This is a genomic window from Novosphingobium sediminicola (assembly GCF_014196525.1).
GTDB classification, from domain to species: domain Bacteria; phylum Pseudomonadota; class Alphaproteobacteria; order Sphingomonadales; family Sphingomonadaceae; genus Novosphingobium; species Novosphingobium sediminicola.
Genome location: NZ_JACIDX010000026.1, coordinates 1 through 25,480 on the forward strand (window position 1 = coordinate 1; position 25,480 = coordinate 25,480).

21 protein-coding genes and 1 pseudogene are annotated in these 25,480 nt (G+C 62.1%); 5 read left to right on the forward strand and 17 right to left on the reverse strand.

The genetic code is table 11. The features are described from left to right. The 3 genes from GGR38_RS22155 to GGR38_RS22165 all read right to left on the reverse strand — a co-directional run. Nucleotides 1–1,603: efflux RND transporter permease subunit (locus tag GGR38_RS22155; protein WP_183628902.1), on the reverse strand; the 1,603-nt coding region annotated here is incomplete at its 3' end. Next, nucleotides 1,600–2,673, reverse strand: a complete 1,074-nt coding sequence (locus tag GGR38_RS22160) for an efflux RND transporter periplasmic adaptor subunit (protein ID WP_343059200.1) — start codon at nt 2,671–2,673, stop codon at nt 1,600–1,602. The genes GGR38_RS22155 and GGR38_RS22160, both read right to left, overlap by 4 nt. Nucleotides 2,674–2,745: 72 nt before the next feature. Next, nucleotides 2,746–3,360, reverse strand: coding sequence for a TetR/AcrR family transcriptional regulator (locus tag GGR38_RS22165; RefSeq protein WP_183628906.1), 615 nt, complete (start codon nt 3,358–3,360; stop codon nt 2,746–2,748). A gap of 91 nt (nt 3,361–3,451) precedes the next feature. Here GGR38_RS22165 and GGR38_RS22170 point away from each other — a divergent pair, with 91 nt between their 5' ends. Both GGR38_RS22170 and GGR38_RS22175 read left to right on the forward strand, forming a co-directional pair. Then, the gene (locus GGR38_RS22170) at nt 3,452–4,921 is read left to right on the forward strand and encodes an efflux transporter outer membrane subunit (RefSeq protein WP_183628908.1); all 1,470 of its coding nucleotides are present in this window, start codon (nt 3,452–3,454) and stop codon (nt 4,919–4,921) included. A gap of 2 nt (nt 4,922–4,923) precedes the next feature. Next, entirely contained in the window at nt 4,924–5,361 is a 438-nt protein-coding gene (locus GGR38_RS22175; RefSeq protein WP_183628910.1) for a PaaI family thioesterase, read from the forward strand. A 128-nt stretch (nt 5,362–5,489) separates the two neighbouring features. Here GGR38_RS22175 and GGR38_RS22180 read toward each other — a convergent pair whose 3' ends face one another. The 11 genes from GGR38_RS22180 to GGR38_RS22230 form a co-directional block, all read right to left on the reverse strand. Beyond that, nucleotides 5,490–6,410, reverse strand: a complete 921-nt coding sequence (locus GGR38_RS22180) for an alpha/beta hydrolase fold domain-containing protein (RefSeq protein WP_183628911.1) — start codon at nt 6,408–6,410, stop codon at nt 5,490–5,492. Nucleotides 6,411–6,476: 66 nt separating this feature from the next. Continuing rightward, complete coding sequence (locus GGR38_RS22185; RefSeq protein WP_183628913.1) at nt 6,477–7,886, reverse strand: aldehyde dehydrogenase family protein; 1,410 nt, start codon at nt 7,884–7,886, stop codon at nt 6,477–6,479. 1 nt (nt 7,887) lies between these two features. Then, nucleotides 7,888–8,979 carry an NAD(P)-dependent alcohol dehydrogenase gene (locus GGR38_RS22190; RefSeq protein WP_183628915.1) on the reverse strand — a complete coding sequence of 364 codons (1,092 nt, stop codon included), beginning with the start codon at nt 8,977–8,979 and terminating at the stop codon, nt 7,888–7,890. Beyond that, nucleotides 8,979–11,582: a TonB-dependent receptor gene (locus GGR38_RS22195; protein WP_183628917.1), complete on the reverse strand. Its 2,604-nt coding sequence runs from the start codon at nt 11,580–11,582 to the stop codon at nt 8,979–8,981. The genes GGR38_RS22190 and GGR38_RS22195 overlap by 1 nt, the downstream gene beginning before the upstream one ends. Nucleotides 11,583–11,703: 121 nt before the next feature. Continuing rightward, nucleotides 11,704–12,627: a helix-turn-helix domain-containing protein gene (locus GGR38_RS22200; RefSeq protein WP_183628919.1), complete on the reverse strand. Its 924-nt coding sequence runs from the start codon at nt 12,625–12,627 to the stop codon at nt 11,704–11,706. 243 nt (nt 12,628–12,870) lie between these two features. Continuing rightward, the gene (locus GGR38_RS22205; RefSeq protein ID WP_183628921.1) at nt 12,871–15,219 is read right to left on the reverse strand and encodes a TonB-dependent receptor; all 2,349 of its coding nucleotides are present in this window, start codon (nt 15,217–15,219) and stop codon (nt 12,871–12,873) included. A 130-nt stretch (nt 15,220–15,349) separates the two neighbouring features. Further along, a complete protein-coding gene (locus GGR38_RS22210; RefSeq protein WP_221227213.1) occupies nt 15,350–15,616 on the reverse strand; it encodes a cytochrome C oxidase subunit IV family protein in 267 nt (88 codons plus the stop codon). 8 nt (nt 15,617–15,624) lie between these two features. Next, nucleotides 15,625–16,245: a cytochrome c oxidase subunit 3 gene (locus tag GGR38_RS22215; RefSeq protein WP_183628923.1), complete on the reverse strand. Its 621-nt coding sequence runs from the start codon at nt 16,243–16,245 to the stop codon at nt 15,625–15,627. 34 nt (nt 16,246–16,279) lie between these two features. Further along, entirely contained in the window at nt 16,280–17,038 is a 759-nt protein-coding gene (locus GGR38_RS22220; RefSeq protein WP_183628925.1) for a hypothetical protein, read from the reverse strand. Continuing rightward, entirely contained in the window at nt 17,031–17,726 is a 696-nt protein-coding gene (locus GGR38_RS22225; protein ID WP_183628927.1) for a CerR family C-terminal domain-containing protein, read from the reverse strand. Before GGR38_RS22225 ends, GGR38_RS22220 begins: the two co-directional genes overlap by 8 nt. A gap of 324 nt (nt 17,727–18,050) precedes the next feature. Continuing rightward, nucleotides 18,051–18,800, reverse strand: coding sequence for an SDR family oxidoreductase (locus GGR38_RS22230; RefSeq protein ID WP_183628929.1), 750 nt, complete (start codon nt 18,798–18,800; stop codon nt 18,051–18,053). A 96-nt stretch (nt 18,801–18,896) separates the two neighbouring features. On the opposite strand from GGR38_RS22230, the gene GGR38_RS22235 reads away from it, so the two are divergent. Then, nucleotides 18,897–19,802 carry an AraC family transcriptional regulator gene (locus tag GGR38_RS22235; protein ID WP_183628931.1) on the forward strand — a complete coding sequence of 302 codons (906 nt, stop codon included), beginning with the start codon at nt 18,897–18,899 and terminating at the stop codon, nt 19,800–19,802. A gap of 167 nt (nt 19,803–19,969) precedes the next feature. Here the strand turns inward: GGR38_RS22235 and GGR38_RS24590 are convergent, their stop codons facing one another. The 3 genes from GGR38_RS24590 to GGR38_RS22250 all read right to left on the reverse strand — a co-directional run bounded on the left by GGR38_RS24590 (nt 19,970) and on the right by GGR38_RS22250 (nt 23,303). Further along, complete coding sequence (locus GGR38_RS24590) at nt 19,970–20,707, reverse strand: energy transducer TonB family protein (protein ID WP_343059201.1); 738 nt, start codon at nt 20,705–20,707, stop codon at nt 19,970–19,972. Beyond that, entirely contained in the window at nt 20,682–22,799 is a 2,118-nt protein-coding gene (locus GGR38_RS22245) for a TonB-dependent receptor (protein ID WP_183628933.1), read from the reverse strand. The genes GGR38_RS24590 and GGR38_RS22245 overlap by 26 nt, the downstream gene beginning before the upstream one ends. Before the next feature lie 99 nt (nt 22,800–22,898). Continuing rightward, complete coding sequence (locus GGR38_RS22250) at nt 22,899–23,303, reverse strand: hypothetical protein (RefSeq protein ID WP_183628935.1); 405 nt, start codon at nt 23,301–23,303, stop codon at nt 22,899–22,901. 475 nt (nt 23,304–23,778) lie between these two features. Between GGR38_RS22250 and GGR38_RS22255 the strand changes: the two are divergent. Continuing rightward, nucleotides 23,779–24,587, forward strand: a pseudogene (locus GGR38_RS22255) (IS3 family transposase); the annotation flags it as partial. Between the two features lie 410 nt (nt 24,588–24,997). Next, nucleotides 24,998–25,318 carry a hypothetical protein gene (locus GGR38_RS22260; protein ID WP_183628968.1) on the forward strand — a complete coding sequence of 107 codons (321 nt, stop codon included), beginning with the start codon at nt 24,998–25,000 and terminating at the stop codon, nt 25,316–25,318. Nucleotides 25,319–25,480: the final 162 nt, after the last annotated feature.

The window sequence follows — 25,480 nt, forward strand, 5'->3', positions numbered from 1 at the left end:
CCAGCTTCTTGCGCCGCACCGCCCATGCGATGATACCCCGCACTTGGTTGTAGCGCGGCGTTTGATAGATGGCGGCGTGGCCACCCTCGACCGGCGGAATCGCGGGCAGCAGTTTAACCCCCATATAGGGCGTGAAGATCACCGCCACGAACCACGAGGCGATCAGCGCAAAACCGACCACCCAGAAGATATTGCCCGCATATTCGCCCGCCGTAGACTTGGCAAACCCCACCGGCATCAGGCCGATCACCGTGACCAGCGTGCCCGCCAGCATGGGCGCGGCCGTATGGCTCCACGCATAGGCCGAAGCGCGGATGCGGTCATAGCCCTCCTCCATCTTCACCACCATCATCTCGATGGCGATGATCGCGTCATCGACCAGCAGGCCCAGCGCCAGGATCAGCGCACCCAGCGTGATACGGTCAAAGGCGCGGTCTGTGGCCCACATGACCATCAGCACCACCGCCAGCGTCAAAGGCACGGCGGCGGCCACCACGATCCCCACACGCCAGCCAAGGCTGATCAGGCTGACGATCATCACGATGATCAGCGCCTCCATGAAGGTATGCATGAACTGATCGACGGCATCATGGATGTTGACCGATTGATCGGTCACATTGCTCAGCGTCATGCCCAGCGGCAATTGCCCGCGGATCGTGTCGGTCTCGGCGGCCAGCGCCTTGCCCAGATCGAGCCCGTTCCAGCCCTCGCGCATCACCACGCTCAGCATCAGCGCAGGCTCGCCCTCGCTGCGGATCAGGAAAGTGGCGGGGTCCTCATAGCCGCGCTCGACCCTGGCAATGTCGGACAGGCGCAAGGTGCGGTCATTGGCGATGATGGGCAGGTCACGGATTTTGGACAGGTCATCAAACGCGCCATCCAGACGGACCACCACCTGCTGCGCCTTGCTTTCGATAGACCCAGCGGGAGTCATCAGGTTCTGCTTGGCCAGCGCGTCAAAGATCGCGCGGGGGGAAACACCCAGCGTGGCGAGCCGTTCCTGCGCAAATTCGACATAGATGCGCTCGGGCCGCTCGCCAAGGATCTTGACCTTGTCGACGCCGGGGACATGCAGCAATTGCTGGCGCAGCCTTTCGGCCTCGCGCGCCAGGTCGCGCTGCGGCACGCCTTTGGCCTTGAGCGCATAGAGACCGAAGCTGACATCGCCGAACTCATCATCAACAAAGGGGCCGACCACGCCTTGCGGCAATTTGCGCGTCTCGTCCGAGATCTTCTTGCGCGCCTGATAGAACTGTTCCGGCACATCCTTGGGCGGCGTCTGATCGCGCAGGGTCAGCGTGGTGAAGGCCAGACCCGGCCGCGTGAAAGTCTCGCTGCGGTCATACCAGCGCAATTCCTGAAGGCGCTTTTCCAGCGGCTCGGCCACCTGATCCTGCATCTCCTGCGCGGTCGCGCCCGGCCATGCGGTGACCACGGTCATCACCTTGATCGTAAAGCCGGGATCTTCGGCCCGGCCCAGTTTCAGAAAGGCAAAGACCCCGGCCAGAATGATCGCGATCAGAAAGAACAGCGTCACCGATTTCTCGCGCACGGCCAGCGCGGACAGGTTGAACCGTCCGGACGTTTCCGACCCGCCGCTCATTGCGCCGCCACCCGGACAGACTGGCCTTCATGCAGCATATGCGCGCCCATGGCGACAATGCGCTCGCCCGGCCTCAGCCCGGCATCAATGGTCGCGGTTTCCTCGGCCAGAGCGGCAATATGGACCGGGCGCCATGTGACTGCAGGTTGCGCGCCATTGCGCAGCACCCAGACCCCCGCCCCCTTGCCCACATCGCGGATCGCGCCCAGCGGCACCTGCGTCGCCCCGGCATGGCCCTGCTGTGCCAGCGCGATGGTGACAGTGGCCCCCAGCGGGGCCTGTGCGGGCGCGCCATGCAGGACATAGCGTGCCTCAAACGTGCGCGAGGCCGGATTGGCCGCATCGGAAAGCTGGCGCAGGGTGGCCGTGCCATTCGCGCCTTCGTAAGTGCGTGCCTTGGCCTCCGATCCGATCGCGGGGCGCACGGTTTCGGGCAATTGCACCAGCGCCTCACGCGGGCCGGAACGGGCAAGGCGCAGGACGATCTGCCCCGCGCTCACCACCTGCCCCGGCTCGGCCAGAGTTTCGACCACCGTGCCATCGGCATCGGCCACCAGCAGGCTGTAGCCTGCGGCATTATGCGCGACCCTTGCCTGCGCCTCGGCGGCGGCCAGTTGGGCGCGGGCGGCATCGGCGGCGGCCTTGGCCTGATCATAGGCAGAGGCGGACACTGCGCCCGCCGCAATCAGATCGCGCAGGCGCCGCTCATCCGCCGAGGTTTGCAAGGCGCGGGCGCGCGCAGCCTGCACATTTTCCTGCGAGGCATTTGTGGCCAGCGCCAGATCGGTGGGGTCGATCCGCATCAAGGGTTGCCCGCGCCGCACGGTCTGCCCGGCCTGCACCAGCCGCTCGGTGATCTTGCCCCCGACGCGAAAGCCCAGATCGCTCTGCACGCGGGCGGCGATGATGCCGGTGAATTCATGCGCGGCATCGCCCGCCGCCACCGGCGAGAGCACCCGCACCAAAGGCGGCTGGGCGCGCGGATCAGGGTCGGCGCCGTGGCAGGCCGAAAGCGCAAACGCCGGCAGAGCCAGCAGGGCGAGAGCAGATTTGCGATACCGATTCGTCACGCACGATTCCTCCAACGAGAGAGGGATCATGTGTATTCATATGACTATATTGTCAAGTGGTCACATTTTACATCACGGAGCCAGGCTCCGCAGGATCAGGCCGCACACCTCGACTTGCGCATCGGGCAACAAGTCCAGATTGCGCTCCAAATGCAGCGGATCGATAAAGGGCATCATCGCGTAGAAAATCGCGCGGCAGGTCTCATCCAGCGGGGTTTTGCGCTCGAACTCGCCGCTTTCGCGCCCCTCCCTGACGATCTCGATCAGCATGGCCTTGAGCGTTGCCTTATAAGTCCGCGCCGAAGCCCATTGCTCGGACGCCGAGAGCGCGGCGATCTCATAGATCTTGCGGTCATCAAAGAAGAGTTGCAGGCTGAGATTCACCAATATCTTGAACATACGCCTGAATTTTTCTGTCGCGCTGCCCCCTTCGTCAATCGCGGCGCGCGCCTCAGACACCAGTTGATCCAGCCTGTCGGTGCAGATCGCCTCGCCAATGGCCTGCTTCGATTCAAAGAAGCGATAGATATAGGCCTTGGAAAAGCCGATCTCCTTGGCAAGGTCGGAAACCGTTGTCTTGCCATAGCCATAGCGGGCAAAACATTCATGGGCCGCCGCGATGATCTGGTCGCGCACGGCGTGTTCGGCCGGGCCGCGCGGGGCGGTATCGGTGGGTGCATTGGTCATGGCGCAACCATAGTCCTCGTCCCGCGCATTGACAACGTGTAACCAATCAATATATTGGTCACACTTCATCCATTGGCGCTGCGAGGAAAATATGCGGCCTTTGACCTTGATCCTGCCTGCCCTTGGCGCCCCTCTGCTCCTGGCCGGTTGCTCCGTCGGCCCCCGCTATGACCGGCCCGTTTCCACGCTTGCCCCCGCCTTTCACGGCGAGGCCGCCTTGGCCGGGCGCCATGGTTCGGTCCCAAAAGGTTCGGCCCCAACCGCCGATCTGGCCGACTGGTGGCGCTCGTTCAACGATCCGCTGCTGACCAGCCTCGTCGAACGCGGGCTGGCGCAAAATCTCGACCTGCAGCAGGCCGCAGCCCGTGTGTTTCAGGCCCGCGCCGTGCTCAAGAATGCCAATGCCGCCTTGCTCCCTTCCGCGCAGGTCAGCGGACAGGCGGGGGAAACCTATCAATCGCTGCAAACGCCCATCGGCCGGATCGGCAGCGCCTTTCCGGGGTTCCAGCGCTCCAGCGAAACCTATGAGGTGGACCTTGGTGCAAGCTGGGAAATCGACCTGTTCGGTGGCCGAGATGCCGCGCGCGATGCCGCGCGGGCTGATTGGCAGGCCAGTGAAGCGGGCGCGGTGGCGGTGCGCCTGTCGGTCGCGGCGCAGATTGCCGACACTTATGTTACGATCCGCATGCTTCAGGCACGGCTCGATGTCGCCCGCGCCCAACTTGATACGCAGCAGCGCCTTGTTGATCTGGTCGCGCTGCAATATCGCAAGGGCGTCGCGGCCGAATTGCAGTTGCGGCAGGCCGAAGGCGCGCTGGCGCAGGTGCGCAGCTCGATCCCCGCGCTGGGCAATCAACTGGATATGGCGATGAATGCGCTCGACGTGCTGATCGGCGCCCAGCCCGGATCGACCCGCGCCGAATTGACGGCGCAAGCCCCCATCCCCGCCCCGCCCGCAGTGGCCACGGCGGGTGGCCCTGCCGCCTTACTGCGCCGCCGCCCCGACATTATTGCGGCGGAAAGGACATTGGCGGCCTCGAACGCCCGGATTGGGGTGGCGGTCGCCGAATATTACCCGAAATTCTCGCTGAGCGGGCTGGTGGGCAGCGCCACCACCGCCACGGGCGGGCTGTTCACCGGCGGCGCGACGCAGGCCAATGGTGTGATGGGCCTGCGCTGGCGGCTGTTCGATTTTGGCCGGGTGGATGCCGAAATCCGCGCAGCCAAGGGGCGCAACACCGAGGCGCTCGCCGCCTATCGCCTTGCCGTCCTGCGGGCGTCTCAGGATGTCGAGGACGCTTTTTCCACGCTGGTGCAGCAGGAGGCACGCGCGGCATCACTCCATGATGGCGAAGCCTCGCTGACGAGGGCGCGCGATGCCTCGATGGCGGCCTATAAGGGCGGGATGGTCAGCCTGATCGAGGTGCTTGATGCCGACCGGCGCCTGCTGGAAACCAGTGACGGTGCAATACAGGCTCGGGCGGCAGCAACGCGCGGCGCGATTGCCTCGTTCCGCGCGCTGGGCGGCGGATGGAACCCGCCCGCAACTCCGGAGACATAACCATGACCAAATCACCAACCGGCCTTGAACAGGTGCAGGCCCTGCTGGCGGCAGGTAGGCAGCCGCCGCTGGGCGAAAAACTCGGCATCGCGCTGGTCGAAGCCGGTCATGGCCATTGCATCTTCGAGGCCACACCCGACGGCAGCGCCTATAATCCGATGGGCACCGTGCATGGCGGTTTTATCGCCACCATGCTCGACAGCGCCTGCGGCATTGCCGCCCACACAGCGCTGCGGCCCGGCTATGGCTATACCACGCTGGAGCTCAAAGTGTCCTATCTGCGCCCGCTTCATGCCGAAAGCGGGACGGTCAGGGCCACCGGACGCCTGCTCTCGATGGGGCGCCGCGCCGGTTTTGCCGAGGCCACGCTTCACAATGCCGAAGGGCAATTATGCGCAACCGCAACGTCCACATTGCTGGTTTTCGAACAGAAAACCTAATGGCCCACACCTAACGTCAAAAGCCGGAAAATGACTTAGATTGCTCGGCAGTCCTCGATTATCCTGCGGCCAGAGCAAAGCTGGCACCAAAATGCTGTGGGATGATCGTCCAACCACCAAGCTGAGAGCTATTCTAGCAGCGCCAGCCCCGTCGCGAGCAGATTTTCAATATCCTGCTGCGCGGAGGGCAAGGCAGTCCGCATGTTGACATAGCCGTGGATCATGCCCTCGGCCTCCAGCTGTACCACTTTGGCGCCTGCTGCCCGCGCTCTGTCCGCATAATGGCGCGCAGGATCGCGCAGCGGATCAAGCGCTGCGATCTGGATCAGCAGCGGGACCTGTGGCACGGGGCCGAGCAGCAGATTATAGCGCTCATCCCCCTCCGGCTTGCCGCAAAGCCCGTCGAACCAGTCCATCGCGCTGCGGGTCAACATATAGCCCTCGCTAAAGTCACGCATCGACGGCCAGTCATTGCCAGCGCCCAGAAAGGGATAGATTGCCCATTGCGCCAGCACCGGCCGATCCGCGGGCCTTGCCCCAAGGCGCTGGGCGACCAGGATCGCCATATGCCCGCCCGCGCTGTCGCCGCAGGTCACGATCCCGGTCGGCGCGAAGCCCAACGCTGCAGGCGCGGCAGCAGCCCAGCGGGCGACCTCTTCGGCATCCTGCGCAAAGGCGGGAAAGGGGTACTCTGGGGCAAGGCGATAATCCACCGCCAGCACCGGCAGATCGCAGCGCTGCGCCACAAAGCGGCAAAAGGAATCATGGCTGTCCAGATCGCCGAACACGAAACCGCCGCCGTGGAAGAACAGGATCAGCGGGCCGGAATCGCGTGTCTCGCGCGCATCATAAAGCCGCAGCGAAATCGAACCGCAGGCCAGATCCCGCACCACAGCCAGCGCGACGGGCGGCAGATCAAGCGCCTGCCCCATGGCGCGAATGGCCGCGCGCGCATCGGGCACCGGCAATTCGTTGATGGCCGGAGCGCCGCTTTCCCGGCCTGCGGCAAGAAAGGCCGCGACGTCAGGCCGCACGTAAGGCTGTGTCATGGATGATCCTCTCACTCTGACGGAATTTTGGGGCCGGGATTTGGGAGCCGGGATTTGCGGGCCGTTTCAGCCCTTGGCGATGTTGATGATTTTGGCCTGCGTGAATTCCAGCAGGCCCTCGATGCCCTGTTGCCGCCCGAGGCCCGATTGCTTGGCCCCGCCAAAGGCTACATCGAAGGGCAGGTCGAGATGGCGGTTGACCCAGACTGTGCCGCTGTCGATCAACATCGCCACCAGTTCGCCTCGTTCGGGATTGCCGGTCCAGATCGTGCCGCCCAGCCCATATTCGCTGGCGTTGACGGCTGCGATGGCCTGCCCCAAATCGTCATAGGGCAACACCGGCAGCACCGGCCCAAACTGCTCCTCGCGCACCAACCGCGCATCATCGGGCAGATCGCGCACAATGGTGGGCGCAATGAAATAGCCCTCGCGCTCCAGCGGGGCGCCTCCGGCCACGATCTTGCCCTGCTCGCGCGCTTCGGCCAGATAATCGATCAGCTTGGCATATTGCGCCGAATTCTGGACCGGGCCGATTTGGCTGTCCTGATCCAGCCCCTCGCCCACCACCGCCGCGCGCGCCAGAGCGCCCAGCGCATCGCACAGATCATCATACATCGCGCGCGGAGCATAGACGCGCTTGGCCGCAAGACACACCTGCCCGGCATTAACCATCGCCGCGCCAAAGATGGCGGGCGCCACCTTGGCCACATCGGCATCGTCCAGCACCAGCGCCGCATCATTGCCGCCCAGTTCAAGCGTAAAGCGCTTGAGCGTGTCCACCGTGCTGGAAAGCACCTTTTTGCCCGTGGCGGTCGACCCGGTGAAACTGACATGGGCGATACCCGGATGGCTGGTCAGCGCCGCGCCCAGATCATTGGCGTCGGCCAACGTCTGAAACACGCCCGGCGGCAGAATGTCGGCGGCCACCTCACCCAAGAGCAGCGTGGTGAGCGGGGTGGTCGGCGCAGGCTTGGCGATCACGACATTGCCGGTGATCAGCGCGGGCGCCAATTTGACCACCAGCAGGATCAGCGGGAAGTTCCAGGGTGTAATCGCCGCCACCACGCCAAGCGGGCTGCGATGTTCGGTGATGCGCTCGGCTGGCGTGTCACGGATGACATGGGAGCCGATATCCTGCGCCGCGAAATAGCGCAGCCCGGCAATCGTGCCGCCCACCTCACCCCGCGCCTGAACCAGCGGCTTGCCCTGTTCCATCGTCATCAGGCGGGCCAATTCCTCAAACCGCACCTCCACGCCATCGGCAAAGCGTTCGATAAAGGCACGGCGTTCGGCATAGGAAAGCCCAGCCCAGCCCGGAAAGGCGCGACCCGCGGACGCTACCGCTGCGTCCAGTTGCCCCGCATCCGCACGCGGGGCGGTTGCAAAGGCGCGCCCGGTGGCGGGATTGATGACGGGCATCTCTGCCACCCCATCCACCAGAGCGCCATCAATCAACAGACGAAACGCTTGATCCATATCACATTCTCACAATCGGTTTGATCACCGCGCCGCTTTCACCGGCCGCGATGGCCTGCGCGATATCGGTGAAGGGATAGAACTGAACAAGGCGTTCGATAGGAAAAAGCCCCTCGCGCCAATAGGCAATCAGTTGCGGTATCAGGCTTTGCGGATCGGCTGAACCTTCGACAATGCCGCGTATCACGCGCCCGCCGCTCATGACAAAGGCGGCATCCAGCTTCACCTGCGCCCCCGGCGCAAAGGCCGCCAGCAGGCCCGCCTGCCCTTGCGGCCCCAGCGCCATGATCGCTTCCTCGATCAGGGGCACATGGCCGGTGGTGTCAAGCACATGGTCAAGGCCGACCAGTCCATGGTCGGCAAGGCTTTGCCCATCGGCCACCACGCCCTGCGTCGCGCCCAACGAGAGGGCCAGCGCCACGCGCTGCGCCGACCGGTCCACCGCGATGATGCGCGCCGCGCCCCGGATGCGGGCCGCCATGATCGCGGCCATGCCCACCGCCCCCGTGCCCAGCACGGCGATGCTCTGCCCCGCCCGCACATCCAGCGCGTTGAGCACCGCCCCCGCCCCGGTCAGAAAGCCGCAGCCCAGCGGCCCCATCAGTTCGAGCGGCAGATCGCCATCCACTTTTACCGTATTGCGTCCATGGGCAATGGCATAGGTGGCGAAGGAGGACTGGCCGAAGATATGGCTGTGCACCGCCCCCTGCCCATCATGGATGGCAGTGGACCCATCCTCGCGCATGGCCAGAAAATTGCGCGGAAAGAAGCCGTGGCAATAGGCCGGTGCATCATGATCGCAGGAGGGACATGCCCCGCAGCTGGCAAAGGAGAGCACCACCGCATCGCCGGGCGCGACATGATCCACCCCCGACCCCACGGCCACCACATGGCCCGCGCCCTCATGCCCCAGCACCACCGGCAAGGGCACCGGCAGATGGCCATCGCGCATCACCATATCGGTATGGCAAACGCCGGTGGCCACCAGCCTGACCAGAACCTCGCCGGGGCGGGGATCGTCGATAATGACGCTTTCCAGCCGAGGCGCCTCGCCCGCCACCCTTGAAACGGCGGCTGTCGCTTGCGTGCCCATCAGAACTTCATCCCATAGCGCAGATACCATTCGCGCGGCCGGTTATAGGTGCCAAAGGCCGTGCCCGCCGCGATATTGAGCCCGCCGCTGGTGATATAGCGGGTATCGGTCAGATTGGTCCCGCCCAGCGTGAGCGACCATTTCGCATCGGGGGCATTATAGGTCAGACTGGCGTTGAACATGTCATTGGTGGGGCGGCGAAGCAGCAGGGCGCGGGCAATGTCGTTCCACACCTCGGTGGTGTGGGTCCAGTCGCCCAGCACCACGAAGGAGCCCCCATTGCCCAGCTTCATCTCATAGCGAGGCGAGACATTGATCTTCCAATTCGCCGTTTTGGGCAAAGGCGCGCCGACATAGATACCTGCCTGAATGCCCGGAATGGGGCTGGCATTGACGAGCGCCGCTGGCAGCAGCGAGGTGTAATGGGCATCAATATAGCCCACCGCGCCATTGATCGTCAGACCTTTGACGGGCGCGGCCACCACTTCCAGCTCCAGCCCCTTGATCCGCGCGTCACCCGCATTGGCAATGGTGGGCGACGTGCCGATTTGGATGTTGAGCTGCACGCCCTTATAGTCGGTGGTGAAGGCGGCCATATTCACCTGAAGATGGCGGTCGAGCAGGCTGGATTTGATGCCCGCCTCAAACGTCGTGGCCTTTTCCTCGTTGAAATCGGGGGCGACATTGCCCTGCGGGTTGGTCAGGCGCGTGGTCCAGCCGCCAGTCTTGTAGCCCTTCGACCATGAGCCATAGACCATGATGTCCTTGGACGGATGGAGTTGCACCCCCAGCTTGGGCGAGAAATTGGAAAAGCTCTTGCGGTTGACGCCCGGCACATAGACCTGCACCGGATTGGCGGGATTGGGATAGGACAGCGCCGCGTAGCAGGGCGGGCCGCCCGCCGCGACCGGAGGCGCCAGCGGGAAATTGCCATAGGGCGCGATTGTGCCATCGCCCGCCGCGCAGCCGAACAGCTTGTAATTGCCGCCGTTCAGATCCTGCTGCCCGCCTTCAAACTGCTTGCGCTCCTGTGTATAGCGGCCACCAGCGGTGAAGCCGAGCAAATCGCTGGGGCGGAAATCAACTTGACCGAACAGCGCCCAGTTTTCCGTGTTGAACTTGTTGGGGCCATCCACCTGAAGCAGGCCCTCGGCAAAGTTCACATAGTCATGCAGATTGCCCTTTTCCTTGAAGTAATAGGCGCCCAGCACATAGTTCAGCTTCTTATCAAAGGCCCGGCCCAGCAATTGCAGTTCCTGGCTGATCTGCCACTGGTTCTGGGTAAAGCTCAATTCGAGGAAGGAAAGCGGTGAGCCATCGGCATCCACCCCGCCCTTCCAATTGGTCTGGCGATAGGCGGTGATGGATTTGATGGTCAGATTGGGGCTGACCTCGGCCTGCACCGTGCCGCCCAGGCCCCATGCGGTCAGCTTGGTAAAACTGGGACCATTGGCATAGGAGAGATCGGGATTGGCGATGAGGAAGCGCGAATCCCACGGCAGCCGGTCATTGAGCGGATTGCCGTCGACATTGACGCTGCCAAGACCGGCGAGTTGATATTGCGGGTTATACTGCGTGCCGCGCGGGCCGCACAGGGCCTGCGCATTGCGTGCGGCAATCTGGGCGGGCGTGCTGCCGATGCAGAAATTGTAGAGGCCCGCAAACAGGAAGCCCGTGGTTGAGGTGGGATCAAAGGCTGTACCGGGCAAATGGTTGGCGCCCGCAAAAGGACCGGGCACATTGGGGAACACGCCCAGCAATTTGGTCGCCTGCGCGGGGCTGTCCTGACGCGTATAATCGCCGGTGAAGGTGGCGGTGATCGCGCCGCCATTGTCCCATTTCAACTTGCCGCGCATACTGACACTATTATCGCCGCCCTCGCGCGAGGCATTGGCATAATCGGCATTGGCAAAGCTGGTATAGGGGTCCGAATTGCCCGCCCGCTGGTCGGGATAGGGAATGCGCTTCAAAAAGCCCTGACGGTTTATGCCCGATACGGTGAACGAGGAAAACAGGCTGTCGGTCAGCGGCACATCGACCGTGGCGCGCAGTTTCACCATATTGAAACTGCCCGTGGTAGCGTCGAAACTGCCCTTGAACTCCTTGCCGGGATCATGGGTGACGATGCTGATGGCGCCGCCGATGGTGTTGCGGCCGAAAAGCGTGCCCTGCGGCCCTTTCAGCACCTCGACCCGCTCCACATCGGGCAGATCCTGATTGGCGCCCACAGTCCGCGCCAGATAGACGCCATCGAGATAGATGCCGACGCCCGGATCGATGTTGAAGGCAAAGTCATCCGACCCGATCCCGCGAATCGTGGCCGAAAGCACCGCCGAGGAGCCCGAAAACGGCGTGCCGCCATCCAGATTGACATTGGGTGCCAGCGCCGAAAGCGAGGCGACCGAGGTCACCGAACGCTCCTTGAGAGCCGTGGCGGTGAAGGCGCTGATGGCAATCGGCACGTTCTGGACATTTTCCGAACGCTTTTGCGCGGTAACGACGATTTCGCCGATGGCAGGCTCGGCAGACTGCTGCTGCGCCATGGCCGGGGCGGAGGCCAGCGCGGTCGCAAGGGCGCTGCTGACCCAAAGATGGTGTCGCATGATGTTTCCTCTCCCGTTCAGGCGGCTTGGCCACCCTGATGGAGGAAACGTTATTCCTTATAGCATTGCCTGTCTTGAACGCCCAACCGCCCTTTGCTTGAACGAACGGAAATGGGCCAGCCTATCCCCGGAACCGGGTGGCATAGAAACTGGGCGTTTCGCCAAAGCGTTCGCGGAAACGGCGGCTGAAATGGGCCGCATCGGAAAAACCCAGCTCATAGGCCAGATCGCTGAGCGAAGCACCGCGCGTTCCCTTGCGCAAACGGTCTGCCGCCAGCGCCAGACGGCGCGTGTTGATATAATCGCTGGCCGTTGTCGCCATTTCGGCAAAGACCATCTGCACCTCGCGCGCGGGCACGCCCAGACTTTGCGCGATGGACCCGGTGCGCAGCGCGCCATTGGCCAGATTGTCCTCTACAAAAGCCAGCACCCTTTCGCGCAGGTCGGCCCCCGCCTCCGGCCTGCTTTCGCGCGTCCGCATGGCATTGGCCAGCAGACGCATCAGCACTTCGCCCAAGGCCTCGCTTTCCGCAGGCGTATGGGTGTCGCTCCAGCTCTGGGCGAAAATCGAGGCGATGAAACCACGCAGCACCCCCAGAGAAGGCGTCCTGTGCCGCAGGATCATGCCGGGCCTTGCGCCGAATTCGCGCAAGGCTTCCCATGGGAAATCGATCACGAACATTGCGTTGCGGTCGGAAATTTCGATGCCATAGGGCTCTTCGGGCGCGCAAAAGGTCAGATCGCCGGAGAAAAGCGCGGCATGGCGGCCGCATTGCTCGGTGGCGCTGAAACCCTTGGACTGGAAATGGATCAGCCCGCGCTCCCCTACGCTTTGCGGCGCGCTGCCCGCCCATCGCCGCACCGAGGAACGCTGCGAAAGCGCAAGGCTGAGCCCGAAATCGCCCAGTCGGCACCCGGTCCAGCTGGCATCAATATCGCGCGCGCCATCGACGGTCATGCCCGGAAACATCGCCGCGATCAGATCGTTCCAGTAATCCAGCCTCTCATTGGCGCAAACCGAGCCCGTAGCGTGCTTGATCAGCATCGCGCTCTCCCCCCGTTACCCGATGCGCTCTGCTTGGCGCATTCTATGCCCTTGCACTAATAACGGGGCGGATGGGATGAGTCGATGCTTTGCGAACCAGCCATCAAAATCCGCTGGCGGATATATGCTGGCGCCACGCCAAACGATGATAATCGCCGCCCCCCCTTTCTACCAGGCGATCCGGTTCCCCGCTGCGCCGTGCAACTCTGGAAACCGGACCACAGGCATCATCTCAAACCCTGATCAATACCGGAACGACAGGCTGGCCCCATAGGTGATGGGCATGCCGGCATAGCGCACGATCGATTCCAGAAAGGCGTTCTGCGAAGCCCAGTAATAGCGGTTGGTCAGATTGTGCCCCCAGATCTGCGCCGTCCAGCGGTGGTCGTTGGTACTGACACCAAGATTGGCATCGAGCAGACCATAGGCACTGATCTTCAACAGGTTCTCGCGGTTGAAATCGCCATAGGTCTGGCTCCTCCAAGTGTAGCGCCCGCCAACGAAGGCCTCCAGCGTCCTTCCCACATTCCAGCGATACTCCCCGCTGCCCGCAAGTTGCCATTTGGGTGTGTTCGGGAAGGCCGATCCCCCGAAATCGCCGGTTTCGCCAAGCTGGGTGGTGCCGGTGAAGCTTCCGTCGACCTGTGAATGGAGGAATGTCCCCTGCGCGCCCAGCGTCAGCCCGCGCATGGGCCGCGTGGTCAGGTCGAAATCGGCGCCCAGAATGTGCGATCTGGGCACGCTGACCAATGTGGCAAGCGGACCGAAGATCGGCACAATCATCGTGCCCTGCAACTGCTTGTCGGCATACTGATAATAGAACACCGCCGCATTGAGATGCGTGGCGGGCAGGATGTTCGTCTTGATCCCGGCCTCATAGGCGGTCAGCCTTTCCTGCGGCACGGGATTGTATTGGGTCACGAAAACCGCTGCGATGTTCGAGACGGCCTGCGCCTTGTACCCCCGGCTGACGCTGGCGTAGAGCAATGTGCCCGCCACCGGCTTCCAATCCAGCCCGGCGCGCCACGATGTGCTGCCCTGCTCGGTCCGGCCCCGGATATGGGCGAGCTGATAGGTGCCATTGGCCAGCGGCGCGAAATTCACGCAATCCCCGGCTACCAGCGGACGGATCGAGCTGCCCGTCATGTTGAGGACGGTGGCAATGCCGGTGCCATAAGTCAGGTTGCCTGCATTCTGCGAGCAGGCGTCATAATCCAGCCCGGTTTTGGTGTAGCGCAGACCTGCGCGCGCACTGATCGTGCTGGTCAGCTCATAGTCGACATTGCCGAAAACCCCTTTTGAATCATAGGTGGTGCTCAAAATGGTCGGCACCCGGTTGATTGAGGGCAGGCCCAGCGCGTCGAACACATTGCCCGCGTTGGCGTCGCGGATGTCGAAAGTGGTGTTCTCATAGGTGGTGTCATGTTCATAGCTGCCGCCCAGCACCCAATGACCGCGATCCTGGTGGAAATGGCCGCCTGCGCGCAACTCCTGCGACACGCTGTGGACATTCCCCTGCCGGTCGAGCGCATAGACCTGAAGCGTGGTGGCGCTGGCGCTTTGTGCAAAGTTCTGACGGTTCCACGCCCCGGAGGTGAGCGAGGTGATCGTCGTGCCATCGCTCACATCATAATCGATGCGCAATGTCGCCTGCAATTCGCGATTGTTTTTCCGGAGCCGACCGCCTTCGGGAAAGTCCGTGCCATAGGCGGTGGCGCGGGCATTGGCGGGCGCGAGCGGGAAAGCCGCCAGCGCGGGTTCGGCAGGAACCGTCGGGCTGATCCCGACGAGTTGGCCGGTCTGGACATCTGACCGATCAAAGGTGCCGCTGAAGGTCAGAATGCCCTTCAGCCGGGGCGTGGGCCGGAAGGTCAGCGTGCCGCGAAAACTGGTGATGTTCTTGGCGCCCTGCGTCGCGCCGGTCACATAGTTCTTCTGCCAGTCTCCCGAGTTTTCATGCGATACCGCCAGCCGCGCGCCCACCGTGTCGGACAGCGGGCCACTCACAAAGCCGCTGACGATGCCGTCGTCGAACCGGCCGAAGCTGACATCGGCCCCTGCCTCAAATCTGGTCCCCGGCTTGGCCGCGATGAAGTTGATCGCGCCGCCGGTGGAATTCGAACCGAAAAGCGTCCCCTGCGGCCCCTTGAGCACCTCGACCCGTTCGAGATCAAGCGTCGTGCCCATGGCCATCACCGAATAGGGGATGGGCGCCTCGTCGGCATAGATTGTAACGGCGGGCCGTGCGGCGACTGAATTGTCGTAATAGCCGACGCCGCGCAGATAATAGACCGGAGCGCCATAAAAACTGGTCACGGTCGAGAAACCGGACACCAGCTTGGCCAGATCCTCGGTGGAATGCACGCCCGCCGTGGTAAGCTGCGTGCCGCTGAACACATTGATCGAGAGCGGCACCTTGTTCGCCGAGGAGGATCGCTTTTCCGCGGTGACGATGATGTCGGGCACGCCTGTCTGCGTGTCGGATGCCTGGGCTGGCGCGTTAGTGGATTGTGCCTGGGCCGCCCCCGCCGTCACCGCCGTTCCCGACAGCAAAGACAAGGCCAGCAGTCGGCAACTATTTGCCTTCAACATAGATCTCTCCCTTTATGATTTGCGATTTTATGTTTGAATTTGACGCAGGCGCGCGTCTCCCACGGGCGGCCCTGCGGCATCGCCCGATCTCATGGTCACACCAATCGGAACCCTTGCGCCGCCGGAACGGTCAGCGGCCACCTGCAAGATAAAGCACCGCCAACAGTGCGGTCACCGCCAGAAGTCCCCCCTCGAAACCCCATCGCCATAGCGCGGGGGCATGGCGCAACTCCATGAAGTCAAGCAGCACCAGACGGCCCTTGGCCCCGGCCAGCAGCAGCGTGCCGATCCCCGCCAACTGCCCCATGGCGCTGTCATGGCTGATCAGAAAGCTGATCCCGGTGATTGCCAGCATAAGAAACAAGGTGCGATGCGGGGTGAAGAAAACCTTGTCCATGATGCCGCTCACTGGAGAAGATACAGAAGCGCGAAAAGAAACATCCACAGCAGGTCGACCAGATGCCAGTAGATCGCCCCGGATTCGAGCACATCCATCTGCCCCGAATGATAATGCCCCGCCATCACCCCGCGCCGCATGACCGCCAGCACCACGGTGGCAATGACAAGATGCACCATATGGACCATGGTCAGCACGAAATAGAAGGTGAAGAAATCATTGGTAGTAGGGAACAGGCCGTGTGAGATCTTGTCGGCATATTCGAACACTTTCACCCCGGCAAAGATCACGCCGCAGCCGATAACACCAGCCAGATAATGCGATGCCTGCCGCGCATGCTCCCGCCGGAGACTGCCAAGAGCCTGCATGACCGACCAGGACCCGATGATCAGCACACAGGTATTGAAGACCCCCAGATCGCGGCTCAACGCCTGTTGCGAGGTTCGGTAGAGATCGACATCGCCGCCCCGCCCGATCATGTAGGTGATGAAGAAGAAACTGAACAAGCTGCATTCCGCCGCGATCAGGATCCAGAAGTCCCGGACACCCGGCACCCTGACCGCCGGGTGACACGGGGCGTTTTTCCCAAGCGCCCCTCCGCGATCACGATCTGTTGCCTGCCCAACCATTGACAGTCCTACCTCCCCAGAGAACACTTGCCCTTTAGCGCAGGCCATAGGCTCCGTGGACCTGCTGCCCGGCCGCTATGGCGGGCGATGGCTGTCCGATCGAACGCCGGGTCTCCTTCAGCACGAACATGCTCTGGAGCGAAAACCACAGGAACCAGATGATGAAACCGAACCAGAAATTCCACCAACCGTTGATCGCCAGCGGCCCGCGGTTGAAATAGGGCATGATCGTTTCGAGGAAGAAAGATGCCCCCGTGAACAGGGCGAACCAGCCAAGCCAGGCGGGGAAGATCCGATGCTCGCTGCGATCGAGAATGGCGAACAGGCCGCAGCCCAGCAGCTGAACATTGGTGATGTTGTACGTCATGTCGAAGAAGTACCAGGTCGAGAGATGGACCGCCTTGATCATCTCCGGATCGACCCCCGGCTGCCCCGCCCAGCGCGCGCACCATGACCATTGCGAGCAGACATAAACGATGAGCAAGGCTGTCAGAATGCCCCCGCTCAGCGCCATGAGCGCCAGCAGCGGGGTCTTTTCCCTTTGCCAGATCTGATACGCCATCACGATCGACCAGGGCATGTAGAGAATGCCCACCGACGTGGCCAAGGCCATGCCCAGCATCACCGAGGGATGCCCGTAATACTGACTCACCAGTTCCGCGCCGCTCAACGTCTGGGGCGGGCAAGGATAGTTTCGCCCCATCACGCCCCAGGTCAGGATGAAGCTGACCACCCAGGCCGGGCCGGTCCAGGACACCCAATAAGCAATCTTTTTCGAGGTTTCCTCAGGCATCACCGTTCCCCTTGTTGTCTGCAGCCGGTTTCAGCATCAGCGCATTGTGAACGAGGCTGGTCACGATGCCCTCCAGGATCCGGATCTGGGCCGGGCCAAGATCGGTCCAGCCCAGATGGCGCAGGAACGCCTCACGATTGGTGCGCATCGACACGATGGAATGCGTGGCGATATAGGCGCGCAGCCGCACCTCCTGCTCGTCGGGCGACACAGCCAGATGCGCCGCCAGATTGACCGCCAGCGCCGTTTCCAGCGGCCGGAACGCGGCCTCGTAAAGCGTGTCATAGGCATCGGGTGTGTCGATCGAGCAGCGCACCAGAAAATTCACCCAGGACTGCGGCTCGTCACCGCCGAAAAGCACACCAAAATAGGCGCGGACCGCGCGGGTCAGCCGCTCAGCCGGATCGGCGGGGGCATCGGCCTCCAACTGGTCGGACACTTCACGGGTCAGCCCCCGACAATATTCGGCGATGGAGGCCACCGCCGCTTCGAACAGCTCTGCCTTGCCCCCGAAATGATAGGCGATCGCGGCAAGGCCCACCCCGGCCCTGTCGGCCAGTTGGCGGGTGCTGACGGCATCGAAGCCACCATCCCCAAACATCGCGATCGCCGCCTCGATCAGGCAAGCCCTTGTCTCTGCCGTGCGCATGGCATGCCCGTTCGAGCGCACCCCTTCATCCTGCTCCACTTGCCGACTCCATTAAGATCGATCGATTGATCTAATTTCTAACGCCTGTCCGAACATGCGTCAATGGACCGACCATTAAAAATTCATCCAGCTTCCGGATCATGCATGACCTTTCACGATTCGAGGATCCGGGCACGTCCAAGGTCGGTGTACGCAGCGATGGTTGAGGCGAAGTTGTCCGTAATATTGCTTGAGACCCGTCAGCGCCCGTGACCTGGGTAAAAAGGGCGATGTCTCCAAATATGGCTGTCCCGACAAGATCGTGAACGACTATTCGGAAGAAGCGAGCGTTCGGTCAGCCACACAGCAAGCCGGGCGATGAGCTTATACGCCCCCTGCCATGGCAAGAGCATCCGCCCCCGCCGGAAAGCGAAGCTGACCTGTCCGGTCCTGCACCGCGTCCCACACCGCCTGGGCAACATCGCTCTCGCGCGTGGTCAGGGCGGGCGCGGCAAAGGCTTCCATAATGGGGCGGGCAAAGTCGGCATACTCGCCCGGCAGCAGATCGCTTACCGGCACGATGGCATTGGCCCCGAACCGCGTGGTCGGCGCATAGCCCGGCTCGACCAGCTTCGCGTCAATGCCGAAATGGCCCAGTTCATGTGCCAGCGAGCCGGTAAAGCCCTCGATGGCCTGCTTGGTCGCGGTATAGGCGGCGGCCAGCGGAAAGGCCCCCAAAGTGACGCTTGAGGTGACATTGACGATGCAGCCCGAGCGACGCTCCCGCATCCGGGGGATGAAGGCCTGACACATCGCCATCACGCCGATTGTGTTGGTCTCGATCAATTGCCGGATCAGGCTCATCGGCATGGCCTCGAAAGCGCCCACCCCGCCCACTCCCGCGTTATTGACCAGCACATCGATTGGCCCTGCCGCCTCCGCCAGAGCCTCGATGCTTTCCTGCGAGGTGACATCCAGCGGAAGGATGCGCAGCCGATCAGAAGCGCCGCCAAACACCGCCGGGTCGGGCTTGCGCATGGTCGCCACCACATTCCAGTCCTTGACGAGGAAATGCTCCGCCGTTGCCTTACCATAGCCGGAGGATGTGCCGGTGATGAGGATCGTCCTGGTCATTGCCTGTCTCCTTAATGTCGATAGGGGGAGAGATAGACGCTGAATCCAAGACAATATATAATCATAGATCCATATCTATTTACGGATCGTCCAGACATGGATCCCCTGAGCGATATCATCGCCCTGCTGCGCCCCCATGCGGCCCTGTCGAAACCGATCACGGCGCGGGGCCGTTGGGGTGTGCGCTATCAGGCGCATGATGCCCCGGGCTTCACGCTTATCCTCGCCGGGCAGGCATGGGTGACCTTCGAAGGATCGGCGCCGCTGCAAATGGCACAGGGAGATTTCCTGCTGATGCCGACAACGCCCGCCTTTGCTCTGGGCAGCGAGCCGGGACTGGCCGGTCCTTTGCTGGAGCCGAGCAAAGAGGCGGTCCGGCATGGGGAACAGGACGGCGAGCCCGAATTTGCGGCTTTGGGCGGCAGTTTTTCTTTTGAACGGGCCAACGCCCCTCTCCTGCTCGCGCTGCTGCCCGGCCTGATCCACATTCCCGCTGCGCAGGGCATGACAGACCGCATGGGCCGGACGATCCACCTGCTGGCCGAAGAATGCACATCCAGTCATCCGGGCAAGGATCTGATCGTTCAGCGCATGCTCGAAGTGCTGCTGGTCGAAGCCCTTCGGTGGCAGGGCGTGGGGCATGATGCCGCCTCGGCAGGCTTGCTCGCCGGGCTGCGCGATCCGGCGCTGGCCCGGGCGCTGCATGCGGTGCATGCCGATATCCGCGCCCGTTGGACCGTTGCGCAGCTCGCAAAGATCGCCGGCATGTCACGTTCGGCCTTTTCCGCGCGGTTCAGCCTGATCGTTGGCCGCGCTCCCATGGAATATCTTACCAGCTGGCGCCTGGCGGTTGCCAAGGATGCGCTAGCGCGCGGCGGCGAGTCGCTGGACCGCATCGCCGACGACATCGGTTATGAATCAGCCAGCGCCTTCAGCACCGCCTTTCGTAAACACAACGGCACCCCGCCGGGCAGCTTTGCCAGAATGATGAGGGACGCTTAATTCGCCCTCATTCCTGACATTCAGTGGGCCCAAACTGACCGTCCAAAGCAGGCGTAGGTTCAGGTTGCGTCGGCAAAGGCTGAACGACATCAACGCTGGGCAGCCCACCATCCGATTTCGGCCAGCCGAATAGCGACAGATACCCTGCAAATTGCAGCCAATTCAACCTAACTTGCTGGCCCAAAACGGACTTCCACCTCAAAGTGCAGCGCTTCAGATGTGCTGGCATCGGGCGGGACGGGAAACGGCGACGCTCGGTGAAGTGCCTGTATGGCGGCACGATCCAGCATCGTTAATCCACTGGGGCTGATAACCGACGACCTAGTCAGATGCCCGCTTACATCCAGATCAAAACTCAATGTCACGCGGCCCTCCATGGAGACGGCGGCCGGGCGACAAGCCATGATACGCAACCATATCCGATGCGCATAGTTCGCCTGTCGCGCCGACTGGTCGAGCTTTTCTGCTAAAGGGATGCGCGGCAATGCATCCGGCTGAATCTCGGAGGCATGCGCTACCGGAAGCGTAGCAGATGGCAGCAGTCTTGCTGAAAGGTCAGACGGGGCGGGCTGCCTGGAAGGAGCCATAGCTCTCCCCAAGTCTTCGAAAAGCGATTTCGCCTGCGTCGTCATGGCGCGCCGCCTTACAGCGGCTAATGGTTTGGCCTCTGGCTGTGCTGGAGTTGACGACGTGTGCAAGGAAAACGTAGCCGGACGAGGCGCAGGGCCGCGTGCGGATCTGGTTCCGTTTGCGGTCCATGCCAGCGCTACACACAACAACGCGCCATGCGCCAGCAGACTCGCCGCCGCACCGGCCATCCGTTGACGGCAGGAAGATCCGGCCGCCGCAAAGCGACCGGATCCTCCTTTCCCACAATGCTCAGAAACGACGGGAAAGGCCGACATTGACCGACCGCCCACGCCCCGCCACCGGGCGCAGCACAGTGCCGCCGCTGACGCTGTAATCACCCAGCGCCATCCCGCCCAGCGGCAGGAAATAGCCCTTGTCCAGCAGGTTCTCGACATCGAGACTGACGCTCCAGAATTTCCATTGATAGGCCGTGCGCAGGTTCACCAAAACAAAAGCTGCCGTGGTCGACTCCTTGCGGGCCGGATCGACACGGGTCTTGCTATCGACCCAGTTGACTTCGACCGCGCTGCTCAAGGCTCCCATCTGATGTTGCAGGCTCGCCTTGATGTTGAGCGGCATCTGCCGATAGAGCGGTGCATGATCGGTCAGGTTCTGGCCATGCACCCATGATAGCGCGCCGCTCAGACGTGTCTGCCCCCACCTTCCGCCGTTCCATACGGTCGCCGCACCTGACACATCCAGACCGTAGAATTTTGCCTCCTCGTTTGTGAACTGCAACTGGTTGAAGTTGCCCAGCGGCCCGACATAACGCGCGTCGATATAGTCGTTCACATGAGTGTAATAGGGCGCCATTTTGACGAACCAACCCGGCTTGCCTCCGCCCGAAACGGTGAGCGAGGCGCTGATCGTGTCGGCGCGTTCAGGGCGCAGGTTCAGATTGCCGAAATAGCCGTTGCCATCGCCATACCAGCCGATCATCTGGCTCGACATGGCGCCCTGGCCCCATGTGTAGAGCTCATAAAGGTTAGGTGCACGGGTCTTGTGGGCATAGCCAAGATCAATGGCCACGCCCGATACCGGCATATAGCGTCCGATCAGCGATGCGCTCCAGTTGTTGAAATGACGCTTATGGTCTGCCGCGTTGAAGGCGCGGGCCGCGGCCGCATCGGCCATGCTCATCATGCCGGTGGAATAAGGGGTCACATTGCCCGTATCCATATTCACCCGGTCATAACGCCCGCCCGCTGTCAGGACAAAGCGTTCGCCCCAGCGCTTCTCGGCCTCGGCGTAAGCAGCGACTCTTTCGCGCTGGCCGTTGTTGACGTTGAGATAGGTATCAGGCCCCATCATCATACTGCCCGCTACCGGCGGCCACCAGTCGTCCAGTCGCTGGTTGCGATACTCGCTGCCCAGACGCAGGTTGGTGCCCGCCGCCAGCGGAAGATCGAGCGCCAGCGTATAGCCGCCCGAACGCACGCGCGTGTTCATCGGCATGCCGCCATCGGCCACGCCGCCCTTGTCGGCCAGAAAGTTCATTTCGTGATCGGTGGCGCGATAATCGGCCTTGAGGTCCACCGTACCCCAGTTGAAAGTGCCCAGATAATGACCATTGAGGAACCAGGAGTTGTTCCCGGTCATATCCATGAACTGATTGGGAAAACCTTCATGGGCGGAATGGTGATAACCGCCCGCCAGTTCGACAAGGCCGATATCCCCCTGCCAGGCCAGCGCCAACTTGTGGTCGGTCTTGGCATATTGGGTGGAATGCACAGTGCCCAGATCGCCCCCGGCGCTGTAATTGCCTGCCTTGGTATAGCTGCCCGTATAGGTGGCTGACAGACGCGACACTGCCACTGTCAGCGACAGACCGGTCCCGAAACCACCATCATTGCTGCGATAATGGCCCTGCGCCTCGCCGGTGATCAGCAGCGTGCCGTCTTTTGAAAAACGCGGCGGCACGCTTTTTACCGAGATCACCCCGCCAATGGCATCCCCGCCGGCGCTGACCGGCGACACGCCGGTAATGACGTTGATGCTGCCCACCGTCTGCGGATCGGTATAGCTGAGCGGCGTATTCATATCGTTGGGGCAGGCTATATCGATGGGGTGACCATCAACCAGAACCGTCAGGCGCTGTTCGGTCAGGCCGCGGATGGCGGGCATGGTCGAAAAGCCGCCGCCAGTATTGCCCGCTACGCCCGGCACGCTGGTCAGGATCGTCGCCGTGTCGCTGGTCGAAGGCGCCATACGGCGCAAATTGTCACGGATAATGGTCGTAGCGGCGGCGCCGGTGGAAGCCGCATCGGTATCGACATCGACAGAAGGCAGAACAGTGACCGCCTGTTGGGCCATAACGGGCGTGGACACACCGGCGATCAGCGCCAGCGCGAGAGTGGAAATTTTCATGGATAGCCTGTTTACCTGGCGCGAACGCACAATCAGCGCGGCCGCGCGTTCAATCGCATCGCCGTGGAGCAACTCCATGCGATGTTGGTTTGCGAAAAATCAGGAGAAGACAGGTGGCGCGCGCAAAGGTGGGCGCAGGCGCGTGGGCCGCTGGGCGGGAACAGGTGTGACATGCGAAAGCGCCAGCGCCATGACGAAAAGCAAAGCTTCGACCAGCAAGGGCACATCGGCCCCGCCCAGCAAGGGCATGGCATGCGAGGCAAAGGCGCAGGTCGTGTGGCGATCCCGCCCGTCAGAATGGTCGGGTTGGCGATCGGGTACAACAATCTGCCTGATATGGGCCAAGCCGCTGGCATCAGCACAGATTTGGACCGTCAGTATGTGGCTAGAGGCAACCGGCATGAAGCCTTGCGGCAGCAGCGCGCGAACGGCGAGCGCAAGCAAAACCAGCCCTATGGCCAGCCAATGCCTGTCAAAACACCACTTGCGCATCAAATGCATCATTCAGCCCAGCTATCAGGGCATTACGAGCAGAGCAATCGGACAAAATGTACCGCCCCTTAGGTCAGAAGAAGGGCGGAGGGCGTGCAGATTTACCCAGTTCACCAACAACCGACCGGGTGGGGACATCGTTTACTGAATGCGACCGTCGTTACCGTGTTTGGAAAGACCAATTTTATGGTCATACTGATAGCCAGCTCTCCCAGGACGTCAGGCTTCGCTGTCTGCCCCCTTACTCTCCCCCGACAATGGTCGGTTTTGCCTTACTGACGCGAATGTAAAACCGGGCATGATACCTATTTACGACCTATGACCGCACCAGCGATGACGCCGCCAGAACCATTGGTGATATTGAAACTTGCACCGGCTTCAACAGCTCCTGGTCCGAAAAAGAGAGATGGCTCGGCAAATTCGGACAGCGGTCTAAGTGGATTTTCTGCCTGAAGGGGGCCATGGTGGCCGCCAGACAGGAGCAGAGATGAGCAGACGACCCCGCCGTAATCACAGCCCAGCGTTCAAGGCGAAAGTGGCGTTGGCAGCAGTGAAGGGCGAGAAGACGCTGGCGGAGCTGGCGCAGCAGTTTGACGTTCACGCGAATCAGATCACGACTTGGCGCACGCAGTTGCTGGAAGGCGCAGCCGGTGTGTTTGGTGGCGAGAGTGCCGCAGAGAACGCCGAACCTGCCGTCGATGTCAAAACGCTGCACGCCAAGATCGGCGCACTGACGCTGGCGAATGATTTTTTAGCAGGCGCGCTCGGGAAAGCAGGTCTGTTGCCGAGCGTAAAGCGATGATCGACCGGTCGCACAGCCTGCCGGTTTTGCGTCAGGCCCGGGAACTGGGGATCAGCCGCAGCAGCGTGTATTATCTGCCCGCGCCGGTGTCGGGCGCCGACCTTGGCATCATGCGACGCATGGACGAATTGCATCTGGAGTATCCCTTTGCGGGCAGTCGCATGCTGCGCGACCTGCTGCGCCAGGAGGGCATCGAGATCGGGCGTTGCCATGTCGCGACCTTGATGAAGAAGATGGCGATAGAGGCGATCTACCGCCGTCCCAACACGTCGAAACCGACACCGGGGCACAAGATCTACCCGTATTTGCTGCGTAAATTGCCGATCACGCGGCCGAACCAAGTCTGGGTAACCGACATCAGCTACGTCCCCATGGCTAAGGGTTTTGTCTATCTGGTGGCCATCGTGGACTGGTTCAGCCGCAAGGTTCTGAGCCACCGGGTATCGATCTCGATGGAGGCTGATTTTTGCGTCGAGGCGCTGGAGGAAGCACTGGATGCGTTGTAAGGAGATTCCGCAATACGTTAGCGGAACGCTCCGCGCAGAAAGCGACCCATTCTCGGCGGCGGACATTCGGGAAGCCGAGCGCGATTCCCGATAGAGCACCAATGGAAAGCAGGCCGACCAGCAAGCTGCGGCGATTAGAGGCGTGTTGCTGCCCACCATCTGTCAGACCGGCGAATGGCCCGTTCCGGCGTATGCCGATATTCCTTTCGCCACATTAGACGACTTATGGTCGAAAGTGGGCTTTCGTTCATCTGGCACTCAAGAGTTTAATCCTTCAGCAAAGCAGGCGCGGTTCAGACCGATCTTGATAGCAGCCTGTTGGCATGCCTCCATTCATGAACGGTCATGCGATCGACATTACCGTGGTTTGCCGACAGAAACCTGCTAGTCGCGTCGACATGTCAAACACTCACAGGCTTGCCGGTACCGTCGACGTTGACGGGCTTCACTATGATTGGGAACTTCGACGCGAGCCGCAATGGAGCGAGTTTGAAGGCTGGAAGGGCATGGCGGTTGCCTTGCTCCAGCAAGATGCCCAGCGCGGAGCCGTACTGGAATTCCCCCCGCCCAAGCGCTTGCTGAAAGGTTTGCCGCCGAGCCGCCTGCAAATTAGCGACGCCCTTGTATCCCGGGGAATTCGTGCGGCACTAATGGCTGGGTGGGAGCCGATGTCTCGAGGCAAGCCTATGGTGTTCGTCGTCGACGCGGACGGCAACTAATCGGCTTCTACCGTTTCTCTTTGGTCGGCGTGGCGGCCAAAGCGGGGCGTTCCCGCTTTCAGATCATTTTATCGGAACCCGCCCTACATTTTCAGCATCGAACGACCGGAAGCATCGTACAAAGAAATCGGCTTGGCTGGCAGCAGAGCTAGGGAACCGACA